The organism is Citrobacter sp. CK181, assembly GCF_030333595.1.
In the GTDB taxonomy this organism is placed as follows: Bacteria; Pseudomonadota; Gammaproteobacteria; order Enterobacterales; family Enterobacteriaceae; genus Citrobacter_B; species Citrobacter_B koseri.
The window spans coordinates 114,021-125,514 of record NZ_JAOWFN010000005.1 but is presented as its reverse complement, the minus strand read 5'-3'; the positions used below and the strand labels follow the sequence as shown (position 1 = coordinate 125,514).

Sequence of the window (11,494 nt, the reverse complement as noted above, 5' to 3'; positions counted from 1 at the left end):
CGCTGACCCGGCGGCCTGTGTGCCGTTGTTCCGTGTCAGTGGAGGCGCATTATAGGGAGTTATTCCGGCCTGACAAGGGGTAATTTAAAATTATTTTCCGACTGCTTTCTTTTTAAGCAAAACCACCTCAAACCGCCAGTTTTTCGAGCGTTTCGAAACCGTAACGCTGTAAAACGGGTATTAATTGCTCGGTCTCTGGCGTCATTGCCATGCAGAAAGCAATATTAGCATCCGCTGATTTGGCATCCGGCGCTTCATGCTCTAACAACCAGGCTGTGCGACGCGCAATCGCAGCCCCGGAATCCACCAGCCTTGTCCCTTCAGGAAGGACCTGCAACAGTTCTTCCTGTAATAGAGGGAAATGGGTGCATCCCAGAACAACCGTGTCGGGCGGTTCCGGCATCCGCAGCCAGGGTCTCAGGATACGGCGTAGTTCTTCCAGCGATACGGGTTCGCCGTGCAGTTTGGCTTCCGCCAGCTCCACCAGTTCTGCCGATCCCAACATCGCTATCTGACATTCATTCGCAAATCGCGCTATCAACTCATGGGTATAAGGGCGTTTTACCGTGCCACGCGTTGCCAGCAACCCGACAATGCCGTTGGCGGTCAGCCTCGCTGCGGGTTTAATCGCAGGTACGACGCCCACAACCGGGAACGCGAATTTTTCACGCAATGCAGGAAGAGAAACCGTACTGGCCGTATTACAGGCGATTACCGCAAGTGAGAGAGGATAACGCTGCTGCACTGCGGTAACGATCTCGACGACGCGCTCGACAATAAACGCTTCGCTCTTTTCCCCGTAAGGAAACGCGACGTTATCGAAAGCATATATATAGTGGAGATTCGGCAGGAGATGCCGAATCTCATCGTAGACCGACAACCCACCGACGCCGGAATCAAACACCAGCACGGTGGGACGTGGATCAGAAGGTGTAGCTGCCAGACAAGTAGTACTCTCGTCCTGCAGTTTGGTAGCCATAAGCTGTCTCGTAATCTTTATCGAACAGGTTGGCGATTTTACCACGAACTGTCAGGCGATCGGTGATCGGATACGATGCAGAAACATCAACAGTGCTATAGCTCGGCAAGATTTGCTGGGTGTTATTGTACTGGGAGGTGTTGTTATCGTAGCGCTTGCCGTAATACTGCCACGATACATCCATATCGACGTTAAACATCGTCCAGTCCAGTTGATACTTCGCCTGGCGCTTCGAGCGTCGGGCTAACACTTCACCGTTGTCGTCATTACGCGGATCGACATATTGCAACGTAACACGATGGCTAAAGATGCCGGTATCAAAGCTGCCTGTCCATTCCACGCCTTTAATGGTTGCCGCATCAATATTGTCATACTCACCCTGGTAGGTGTTTGGATCAAAGTAGTAAGTGATCAGGTTAGTAATCTTGTAATGGTAGGCAGACAGGCGCCAGTCCAGCGGACCAGTGAGCCCTTCCAGCCCGGCCTCCCACTGTTTAGACTCTTCCGGTTTCAGGTTAGGATTCGCGTTGATGCCAAAACGGGTAGAACCAAACTGCTGCCCCAGAGATGGAGACAGGAACCCGGTACCATAGCCGATAGTTACTCGATAGTTGTCGATAAACTCCCATCCAGCCGTCGTCTGCCAGGTGCCATGCCAGCCAAACTGTTCATCATGATCTTCACGCCCTGAAGCCTCCAGCGTTACATCACCGAATTGTTGCTGACCGGTCAGGTATAAACCGGTGTTATCGCGTTTATATGTGTCCGACATCACGGTATCGGATGAGGTCAAACGCTGCTGCTGCCAGTCTACGCCAGCGCTAACGGAACCGTGCCCCACGATAAGGTTATTACCCCATTGCAGGTTACGCTGGGTCATGCGATCGAGCGTCGTACCGTCATGATAGCGACCATAAATACTGCTGTAGTTATAGTCCTTCACCTTCTGGTAGCTGGCGAGAAGTTGTGAAGAGTAAATCCCGGAGTTGAATTTCAGACCTGCATCCCAGCTCTGATTGTAGAGTTGCGATTCATCAGCACTGTAGGCCGGAATGGACGGCGGGCTTCCCAGATCGTAATCAGAGTTGTTGGTATAACTGTGACCACGGAAAAAACCATCGAAATTATCATTAAATTTATGTTCGAGGCTGCCCCAGAATGCCTTGCTGCGAAAACCATCGCGGTCGCGATCGTGATCCCAGGTTGAGCCGGGCTGTACGTTAAAGCCTTTATTGCCCTCATAAGAACCCGCTACCGTGGCGACAGTGTCGCCAAAGCGATGGCGCAACGTACCGTCATATTGCTGATAACCTTTTGAACCAACGCCCGCGGTAATTTTTGACTGTTCTTGATCGGAGTGCGTAATAACGTTAATGACCCCACCCATTGCGCCGGAACCATAAATCGCGGAACGTGGTCCACGAATGTATTCCACGCGTTGCACCAGCGATATTGGAATCTGATTCAGATCGGGGTTATTCGTAATGCCAGGGCGGGTCATGGGAACACCATCGACCAGAACCAATACCTGTTTGGCTTCCGTACCACGAATAAATAAAGAAGAAGACTGCCCCATGCCGCCGTTTTGATTGATATCAACGCCTGGCAGGCGGCGCATCACATCATTCAAACTCTTCGCTTGCCAGCGGTCGATATCCTCACGCGTCACAACATCAGCAGGCGCCAGTACGGTATTAACAGGTTGTTGAAAACGATTTGCGGTGACGATCAGGGTGTCTGGGTTAGTATCCTGCGCCCAGCCAGAAAATGCCGTGACGGAGAGCGCCGTCAGCAGCGAAGATTTTTTAATCATTGTAAAGCATCCACAATATAAGAAGGATGCCGCAGGCTTCATCGATAGTACGCGATGATGAACACCAGATGCGACGTTAGCCGGCAGGTCTTCGGGCTTGGAAGGTTATCCTCAGGATACAAGAGATGATGACTTCCCGCCGGGTGGCAGTGTCTGCTTATGCTCTCATCTCACCTTTCCTTACCGCTGCGCGTCAGCTCCAGATTCGCACTGGATTCCCTATTAACTCACAGGACCGGCTCACGGATGCTACATTCTGTAACAATCTACGTCCAGACCGCATATCACAATATCGGAAATCATCAATGACTGGACATCTGATGAGCAATCCCTACAATCCCCGCGTACTTTTATTTTTCAGGATGCATCATGACCCCCGAACACCTTCCGACAGAACAGTATGACGCGCAGCTAGCCGAAAAAGTGGTGCGCTTGCAGAGTATGATGGCGCCGTTTTCTGACCTGGTCCCGGAAGTGTTTCGCTCGCCAGTCAGCCATTATCGGATGCGCGCCGAATTTCGCCTGTGGCATGACGGCGACGACCTGTATCACATCATTTTTGATCAGCAGACGAAAAGCCGTATCCGCGTCGACAGCTTCCCGGCGGCCAGCGAGCTGATTAACCAGCTGATGACGGCGATGATTGAAGGCGTGCGCCATAATCGCGTCCTGCGCCATAAGCTGTTCCAGATTGATTACCTCACCACGATGAGCAATCAGGCGGTGGTTTCGCTGCTGTACCATAAAAAGCTGGATGATGAGTGGCGCCAGGAAGCGGAAACGCTGCGGGATGCGCTGCGAGCGCAAAACCTGAATGTGCATCTGATTGGCCGGGCGACCAAAACCAAAATCGAGCTGGATCAGGATTACATTGACGAACGTCTGCCCGTGGCGGGAAAAGAGATGATCTACCGTCAGGTAGAGAACAGCTTCACGCAGCCCAATGCCGCAATGAATATTCAGATGCTGGAGTGGGCGCTGGATGCAACCAAAGCGTCGAAAGGCGACCTGCTTGAACTGTACTGCGGCAACGGCAACTTCTCATTGGCTCTGGCGCGTAACTTTGACCGGGTGCTGGCAACGGAAATCGCCAAACCGTCAGTCGCCGCAGCGCAGTACAACATTGCCGCTAACCATATTGATAACGTGCAGATTATCCGTATGGCCGCTGAAGAGTTTACGCAGGCGATGAACGGAGTACGTGAGTTTAACCGTTTGCAGGGCATCGACCTGAAGAGCTATCAGTGTGAAACGATTTTTGTCGATCCGCCGCGTAGCGGGCTGGACAGTGAAACCGAGAAAATGGTGCAGGCGTATCCGCGTATTTTGTACATCTCCTGCAACCCGGAGACGCTGTGTAAGAACCTGGAAACATTAAGCCAGACGCACAATGTGTCACGTCTGGCTCTGTTCGATCAGTTCCCGTATACGCACCATATGGAATGCGGCGTGTTACTCACTGCCAGGTAAAACGTAGGCCGGATAAAGTGGTTACGCCGCCATCCGGCGATATGCCCGGTGGCGCTGCGCTTACCGGGCCTACAAATCATCGTAGGCCGGATAAGGCGTTTACGCCGCCATCCGGCATTACTCCGCGACTTCCTGCTTGCGGTTACGCATCTTAAAGCCAATCCAGAACACCAGAATCACCGACAGCACCGCCGGGAAGAAGTTAGAACCGATATCCGGGTATTCCGCACGTACCACGGTGCTGTACAACAGCACGCCGAGGATAAAACAGGCGGCAGCCAGCCCCGGCAAGCCGACAGGCATAGTGCGGTTTTGATAACGTTGATGCAGGCAATAAACCGCCAGCACCAGCGCGATAATCGGGAATACAGAAAACGGCACGATGGAGCTAAACAGCGCCGCGAATGTGCCATTGATCGATAAGCCAGCGACCAGCGCCAGCAACAGCGTACCTTTATCTTGACCTGACTGTTTCATTGCTCGTCCTTCACGTTACTCGGAGTGATGTGCCATCTTCTCTTGTTCACGGCGGTACCAGTAATATGCCCCTTTCGCAATCATGCGCAGTTGCAGTACCAGCCGCTCTTCCAGCTGTCGGCGTTGTTCCGCACCAACATCCAGCGCCTCGGCACCTGCACTAAACACAATCGTCACCATCGCTTCGGCTTGCGCTTCAGTGAACGCGCGCGGCATATGGTTTTCGAGTTCCAGATAGTCCGCAAGTTCCGCGATGAAATGCTGAATCTCACGCGCGACTGCGGCGCGAAACGCGGCCGAGGTGCCGGAACGTTCACGCAATAATAAACGGAAGGCGTTAGGATTGTTGCCGATGAACTCCATAAATGTGGAGACCGAGGTACGGATCACACTGCCGCCTTTGGCAATACGCTGACGCGCCTGGCGCATCAGCTGGCGCAGCATTAAACCGCTCTCATCCACCATCGTCAGGCCAAGCTCATCCACATCGCGGAAATGGCGATAAAATGAGGTTGGCGCAATGCCCGCTTCACGCGCTACTTCGCGTAAACTGAGACTGGCGAAACTCCGTTCGGCGCTCAGTTGACTGAATGCGGCTTCTACCAGCGAACGCCGGGTTTTTTCTTTTTGTTGCGCTCTAACGCCCATCACGATGTCTGAATCCTTCCATATGCCTTATCTGGCACTATACCAGAGAACAAACTTAATCTGTTTGTTCAGCTTTGTGAATGATTGTTTACAGGCTGTTTGTGCTCCAGCTCCACAAAAAAGCACAACGATAATTGGGTTAAAGGCGCGCGAATGTTATCATCGTGTTTATTTTATGTATAAAAACAGGTGAGTAATACCATGCCACATTCCTGGGATTATGATGCAATCGTCATAGGTTCAGGCCCCGGCGGCGAAGGCGCTGCAATGGGTCTGGTTAAGCAAGGAGCGCGCGTCGCCGTTATTGAGCGTTATCACAACGTTGGCGGCGGTTGTACCCACTGGGGCACCATCCCGTCGAAAGCGCTCCGCCATGCCGTCAGCCGTATCATCGAATTCAACCAGAACCCCCTCTACAGCGACCACTCCCGACTACTTCGTTCTTCCTTTGCCGATATTCTCAACCATGCCGATAACGTCATTAATCAACAAACGCGCATGCGGCAGGGCTTTTATGAGCGCAACCACTGTGAAATATTGCAGGGTAATGCGCATTTTGTTGACGAAAACACCCTCGCGCTGGAGTGCCACGACGGCACGGTCGAAACCCTGACGGCGGAGAAATTCGTGATTGCCTGCGGGTCGCGTCCTTATCACCCGGCCGACGTTGATTTTGCGCATCCACGTATTTACGACAGCGACTCAATCCTTAGCCTGCATCACGAACCTCGTCACGTCATCATCTATGGCGCCGGGGTGATCGGCTGCGAATATGCGTCAATCTTCCGGGGAATGGACGTCAAAGTTGATTTGATTAACACCCGCGACCGTCTGCTGGCGTTTCTTGATCAGGAGATGTCCGACTCTCTCTCTTACCACTTCTGGAACAGCGGCGTGGTTATTCGCCATAACGAAGAGTACGAGAAGATCGAAGGCTGCGACGACGGCGTCATTATGCACCTGAAATCCGGTAAAAAGCTGAAGGCCGACTGTCTGCTGTACGCCAACGGACGCACCGGTAACACCGATTCACTGGCGCTGGGAAATATCGGTCTGGAAACCGACAGCCGTGGGCAACTCAAGGTCAACAGCATGTACCAGACCGCACTGCCGCACATTTACGCGGTGGGCGATGTGATTGGCTATCCGAGTCTGGCTTCCGCCGCTTACGACCAGGGTCGAATTGCCGCGCAGGCGCTGGTGAAAGGCGAAGCGACCGCCCATCTTATTGAAGATATCCCTACCGGGATTTACACCATCCCGGAAATCAGCTCCGTCGGCAAAACCGAGCAGCAATTGACGGCGATGAAAGTGCCTTACGAAGTCGGACGTGCGCAGTTTAAGCACCTGGCGCGCGCGCAAATCGTCGGGATGAACGTGGGAACGCTGAAGATCCTGTTCCATCGGGAAACAAAAGAGATTCTGGGGATTCACTGCTTTGGCGAACGCGCGGCCGAAATTATTCACATCGGCCAGGCGATTATGGAACAGAAAGGCGGCGGTAACACCATTGAGTACTTCGTTAACACCACCTTTAACTACCCGACAATGGCGGAAGCCTATCGGGTAGCGGCGCTAAACGGCTTAAACCGCCTGTTTTAACGCTTTGTCGAAATGGCCATCCATCTCTGCACGGATGGCCTCCGCCAGTTGCTCATAGCGACTGCGCAGCGGCGATCCCGGACGATAAACCAACCCAACCGTACGCTTAGGCTCCGGCTTAATGCACGGCAGGTAGACTACGCCATCACGCTTACGCTCCTGCGGAACCGCCAGCGCAGGCAGTAAGGTAATACCGCTCCCCGCCGCAACCATGTTGCGCAGCGTTTCCAGACTGGTCGCCCGGAAATGGGTGTCTTCATCCGCGCCCGCCTCAAAGCAGAAGCCCATCGCCTGATCGCGCAGGCAGTGCCCGTCTTCCAGCATCAGCAGTTTTTCACCCGCCAGATCGGACATCGGCACACGATCGCGATTCGCCCACGGGTGATCCTCATAGATCGCCAGCATCATGGGTTCATCAAACAGCGGCACTTCGATAAACGCCTCGCTCTCTTTCACCAGCGCCAGGATCACGCAGTCAAGCTTGCCGCTGTCCAGTTGCGCCAGCAGCTGGTGCGTCTGCGCTTCATGCAGATACATTTCCAGCTTCGGGAAGGTCTGATGCAGCATCGGAATAATATGCGGCAGCAGATAAGGGCCAACCGTTGGGATCAGGCCGATATGCAATGGGCCAGACATCGTCTCACCTTGCTGGCTTGCCATCTCCTTGAGCACTTTGACCTCACGCAGCACGGTGCGCGCCTGATCCACCAGCAGTAAACCTGCCTGGGTGAACAGAACTTTACGACTCGTACGCTCCAGCAGCATTACGCCCAGTTCATCTTCCAGCTTACGGATTTGCCCGCTGAGCGTCGGCTGGCTGACGTGACAGGAGTCCGCCGCACGCCGGAAATGGCGGTGTTCGGCTAATGCCACCAGGTATTCAAGATCACGAATATTCATTATTCATCCTCCGTCGCCACGATAGTTCATGGCGATAGGTAGCATAGCAACGAACGATTATCCCTATCAAGCTTTCTGTCTAATAATACATCACAGAAACGGAGCGGTACCTCTTTAACCCTTGAAGTCACCGCCCGTTCGAAGAGTTTTTCTCAACTCGAAATAACTAAAGCCAACGTGAACTTTTGCGGACCCTATGGTCCGCTTTTTTTTTGCATAAATAAAATAAGCCCGACGTGATGCCAGGCTCTGATGACTGTTGCCGGATGGCGACGGTTCACAATTTTTTGTAGGCCGGGTAAGGCGTCATCCGGCACAACGCCAGTTACGCCAGACGCGCCTTCGCGTAGTCGATCGCCTGCGCAACCTGCTGCGGTGAAACACCGCCTTTCGCCGCACGTTTATCCAGGCATGATTGCAGCGACAGAATCGGATACACATCATCGCCAATCACAGCGCTAAATTTTTGCAAGTCAGCCAGCGACAGATCTTCCAGCGGTTTTCCCTGTCGAATCGCTTCCACCACCGTTTCGCCCACAATATGGTGCGCTTCACGGAACGGCACGCCTTTGGCAACCAGATAATCCGCCAGCTCAGTCGCATTCGCATAGCCCTGCTGCGCCGCTTCCTGGCAGCGCGGACGTTTTACCTGAATGCCGTCCAGCACCAGCGCCGCCATGTGCAGGCAGTCCAGCCAGGTGTCGAGCGCATCAAACAGCCCTTCTTTGTCTTCCTGCATGTCTTTGTTGTACGCCAGCGGCAGGCCTTTCAGCGTCATCATCATCGCCGTTAATGCCCCCTGCACACGACCGCACTTGCCACGGATCAGTTCCAGCGCATCCGGGTTTTTCTTCTGCGGCATCAGCGATGAACCCGACGTCACGCGATCGGAGAGTTCCACAAAGCCCGCTTCACCGGTATTAAAGAAAATCAGATCTTCCGCAAAGCGCGACAGGTGAACCATGCCGATAGACGCGTCGGACAGCAGTTCCAGCACATGGTCACGATCGGACACGCTGTCCAGACTGTTACGCGTCGCCGAGGCAAAGCCCAGCCAGCCTGCCAACTGTTCACGGTCGATTTCATACGCCGTACCCGCCAGCGCGCCGCAGCCTAACGGGCTGACGTCCAGACGCTTGAGCGCATCCTGCAAGCGGCTCTCATCACGCGCCAGCATTTCCACATACGCCAGGCACCAGTGGGCAAACGTCACCGGCTGCGCGCGTTGCAGATGGGTGTACCCCGGCATGACGGCATCCTGATTATTCTGCGCCGTCTCTACCAGCGCGCTTTGTAACTGACGGTTAGCAGACAGCAACTCGGTGACCGTATCTTTGCACCATAGCTTCAGGTCGGTCGCAACCTGGTCGTTACGACTGCGCCCGGTGTGCAGCTTTTTACCCAACTGGCCGACTTTATCGATCAGTTTGCCTTCCACCCAGCTGTGAATATCTTCCGCGTCGCTTTCCAGAATCTGCTGCGGATTCACCCGAACCTCTTCCAGCAGCGCGCTCAGCGCCTCTTCCAGTTGCAGTTGCTCATCCGCAGTCAACACCCCAACCGTGACCAGAGCTTTGGACCAGGCCACAGAGCCGACGATATCCTGCTCGGCCAGGCGGTAATCAAAGCGCAATGAGTCATTAAACTGTTTGAACCGTTGATCCGCTGCCTGTGTAAAACGCCCACCCCAAAGTGCCATAACATGCTTCCTTAATATCTTGAATTTCAACGCCGGATAGCGCTTAGCTTATCCGGCCTACAGGTTCGGTTCACCCAGACCCGATAAGGCGTGGCCGCCATCGGGCACAAAATAGTTTAAGCCAGAATACGCGTACCGATCGGCGTACCGTTAAACAACGCCGGAAGCTGCTCGGCATGACGCCAGGAGGCGATATCCACCGGGCGCCCCAGCGTGCGGGCGGCGTCCAGCGCCGCGTTCACCTTCACAATCATGCCGTCGGTAATGATGCCCTGATCGATCAGCTGTTCCGCTTTGGCCGCCGTCATCTCGGCAATACGCTGACCTTTGCCATCCAGAATACCGCTTACATCAGAAAGCAGGATCAGATCCGCCCCCAGCGTTGCCGCCAGCGCCGTCGCCGCCTGATCGGCATTGACGTTCATCAGTTGCCCTTCTTCGGTCACGCCAATGGAACTGACCACCGGCAAGAAGCCGCCTTCCAGCAGCGTGTTAATCAGCTTAGGCGAACCCGGCTGCGCCAGTCCAACGTGGCCCAGCGCTTCATCGAGTTGGGTCACTTTTACGCTATCGCCGTCGCCGAGATACAGGCCAACGGACGCGATATGGTGTTTTTTCGCCCACGCCAGCAAGGTTTTATTGGCGGTTCCCGCCAGCGCGCCGGTGATGATGTCAATCTGATCGGCGGGCGTCACGCGCAGGCCATTTTTCTTTTTCACCGGCAAATTTAACTGTTTCATCAGCTCATCCACAACGCAGCCGCCGCCGTGCACGATAATCAGCGGACGCTGATGCGACTCGCGGTAATTGACCAGCGCGGTAAACAGACGCTCCAGCGCCTCTTCGCTATCCAGTAATACGCCGCCCAGCTTGATAATTAATGGATTCATCATTGCACCCTTAAATAAGAGACTGCGTTTCAGCAAAGCCGAAACGGATATTTGCGCACTGCACAGCCTGCGCCGCTGCGCCTTTCAACAGGTTATCTTCGGTCGCCACCACGATCAGGTGCTCGCCCTGAACGGCAAAGCCAATATCGCAGAACGGCAGCCCGACCACATTCTTCAGCGCCGGAACGCCCTTGTCATATAGCCGCACCAGCGGCTTATCGCCATACGCCTGCTGCAACGCCTGCGCCACCTGAGTATGGGTAACGCCAGCTTTCAGGCGGCAGGTGATCGTTTCCAGAATCCCGCGCGGGAAGTTCCCCAGATGCGGCGTGAAAATAACCTCTGCCCCCAGATGGGTGGCGATTTCCGGCTGATGACGATGGGTAAAGACGCCATACGGTTGCAGGCTGACTTCACAGAAACTGTTCGAAAGCGCCGCCTTACGCCCGGCGCCGCTCACGCCGCTGGTTGCGTTAATGACCGGCCACTGGTTGAGATCCAGCAGGCCTGCGTCAATCAGCGGTTTTAACGACAATTGCGCCGCCGTCGGATAGCATCCCGGCACCGCAATCAGATTCGCTTCTTTTAGCTTGTCCGCGCTCCACTCCGCCAGGCCATACACCGCCTGTTCCAGCAGCTCAGGGTGCTGATGGGTAAAGCCATAATATTTTTCGTAGAAGGCGCTATCATTAACCCGGAACGCACCGGAGAGATCAAACACAACGCAGCCCGCATTCAGGAACTGCGGGGCCAGGTCATGGCTCACTTCATGCGCGGTGGCGAGAAACACCACATCCACCCCGCCGCTGAACTCGCTAATATCAGACATTGGCTGCAATGGCAGATCGACAATGCCTTTTAACTGCGGATGTAAATCAGAGATTAGCTTTCCTGCATCATTGCTTTGCGCTGAGACGGTTAAAGCGGTTATGGTCATATCAGGATGACGATTTACATAGGTCACAAGCTCTGCGCCAGCGTAACCGCTGGCACCCACAATCAGCGTATTCAACATC

General features: G+C 54.3%; 10 protein-coding genes and 1 riboswitch. Of the genes, 2 read left to right on the top strand and 8 right to left on the bottom strand.

Translation table 11 applies throughout. The annotated features are described in order from the left end of the window. Window positions 1-127: 127 nt before the first annotated feature. Together murI and btuB are read right to left on the bottom strand one after the other, a co-directional pair. Window positions 128-979, bottom strand: a complete 852-nt coding sequence (gene murI / locus OGW17_RS00580) for a glutamate racemase (RefSeq protein WP_071259495.1) — start codon at window positions 977-979, stop codon at window positions 128-130. Next, window positions 924-2,792 carry a TonB-dependent vitamin B12 receptor BtuB gene (gene btuB, locus OGW17_RS00575; RefSeq protein WP_071259492.1) on the bottom strand — a complete coding sequence of 623 codons (1,869 nt, stop codon included), beginning with the start codon at window positions 2,790-2,792 and terminating at the stop codon, window positions 924-926. The genes murI and btuB overlap by 56 nt, the downstream gene beginning before the upstream one ends. Before the next feature lie 65 nt (window positions 2,793-2,857). Continuing rightward, window positions 2,858-3,047, bottom strand: a riboswitch (cobalamin riboswitch). Between the two features lie 114 nt (window positions 3,048-3,161). Between btuB and trmA the strand changes: the two genes are divergently transcribed. Beyond that, the gene (trmA, locus tag OGW17_RS00570; protein WP_047459762.1) at window positions 3,162-4,262 is read left to right on the top strand and encodes a tRNA (uridine(54)-C5)-methyltransferase TrmA; all 1,101 of its coding nucleotides are present in this window, start codon (window positions 3,162-3,164) and stop codon (window positions 4,260-4,262) included. A 117-nt stretch (window positions 4,263-4,379) separates the two neighbouring features. Here trmA and OGW17_RS00565 read toward each other — a convergent pair whose 3' ends face one another. Together OGW17_RS00565 and fabR are read right to left on the bottom strand one after the other, a co-directional pair. Next, window positions 4,380-4,739, bottom strand: coding sequence for a YijD family membrane protein (locus OGW17_RS00565; protein ID WP_012133827.1), 360 nt, complete (start codon window positions 4,737-4,739; stop codon window positions 4,380-4,382). Window positions 4,740-4,754: 15 nt separating this feature from the next. Next, window positions 4,755-5,390: an HTH-type transcriptional repressor FabR gene (gene fabR, locus OGW17_RS00560; protein WP_047459767.1), complete on the bottom strand. Its 636-nt coding sequence runs from the start codon at window positions 5,388-5,390 to the stop codon at window positions 4,755-4,757. Between the two features lie 198 nt (window positions 5,391-5,588). On the opposite strand from fabR, the gene sthA reads away from it, so the two are divergent. After that, window positions 5,589-6,989, top strand: coding sequence for a Si-specific NAD(P)(+) transhydrogenase (gene sthA, locus OGW17_RS00555; RefSeq protein WP_012133830.1), 1,401 nt, complete (start codon window positions 5,589-5,591; stop codon window positions 6,987-6,989). On the opposite strand, the gene oxyR is transcribed toward sthA, so the two are convergent. The 4 genes from oxyR to argC all read right to left on the bottom strand — a co-directional run bounded on the left by oxyR (window position 6,972) and on the right by argC (window position 11,493). After that, a complete protein-coding gene (gene oxyR, locus OGW17_RS00550; RefSeq protein WP_012133831.1) occupies window positions 6,972-7,889 on the bottom strand; it encodes a DNA-binding transcriptional regulator OxyR in 918 nt (305 codons plus the stop codon). The genes sthA and oxyR overlap by 18 nt on opposite strands. Window positions 7,890-8,214: 325 nt before the next feature. Next, window positions 8,215-9,588 (bottom strand): argininosuccinate lyase, encoded by a 1,374-nt coding sequence (gene argH / locus OGW17_RS00545; RefSeq protein WP_012133832.1) that lies wholly within the window; start codon window positions 9,586-9,588, stop codon window positions 8,215-8,217. A 116-nt stretch (window positions 9,589-9,704) separates the two neighbouring features. Continuing rightward, window positions 9,705-10,481 carry an acetylglutamate kinase gene (gene argB, locus OGW17_RS00540; RefSeq protein ID WP_110494822.1) on the bottom strand — a complete coding sequence of 259 codons (777 nt, stop codon included), beginning with the start codon at window positions 10,479-10,481 and terminating at the stop codon, window positions 9,705-9,707. Window positions 10,482-10,488: 7 nt separating this feature from the next. Beyond that, a complete protein-coding gene (gene argC / locus OGW17_RS00535) occupies window positions 10,489-11,493 on the bottom strand; it encodes an N-acetyl-gamma-glutamyl-phosphate reductase (RefSeq protein ID WP_012133834.1) in 1,005 nt (334 codons plus the stop codon). Window position 11,494: the final 1 nt, after the last annotated feature.

Excerpts from the sequence above, each read along its gene's own strand:
- murI (WP_071259495.1), bottom strand. The coding sequence starts at position 979 with ATGGCTACCAAACTGCAGGACGAGAGTACTACTTGTCTGGCAGCTACA.
- btuB (WP_071259492.1), bottom strand. The coding sequence starts at position 2,792 with ATGATTAAAAAATCTTCGCTGCTGACGGCGCTCTCCGTCACGGCATTT.
- trmA (WP_047459762.1), top strand. The coding sequence starts at position 3,162 with ATGACCCCCGAACACCTTCCGACAGAACAGTATGACGCGCAGCTAGCC.
- OGW17_RS00565 (WP_012133827.1), bottom strand. The coding sequence starts at position 4,739 with ATGAAACAGTCAGGTCAAGATAAAGGTACGCTGTTGCTGGCGCTGGTC.
- sthA (WP_012133830.1), top strand. The coding sequence starts at position 5,589 with ATGCCACATTCCTGGGATTATGATGCAATCGTCATAGGTTCAGGCCCC.
- oxyR (WP_012133831.1), bottom strand. The coding sequence starts at position 7,889 with ATGAATATTCGTGATCTTGAATACCTGGTGGCATTAGCCGAACACCGC.
- argH (WP_012133832.1), bottom strand. The coding sequence starts at position 9,588 with ATGGCACTTTGGGGTGGGCGTTTTACACAGGCAGCGGATCAACGGTTC.
- argB (WP_110494822.1), bottom strand. The coding sequence starts at position 10,481 with ATGATGAATCCATTAATTATCAAGCTGGGCGGCGTATTACTGGATAGC.
- argC (WP_012133834.1), bottom strand. The coding sequence starts at position 11,493 with ATGTTGAATACGCTGATTGTGGGTGCCAGCGGTTACGCTGGCGCAGAG.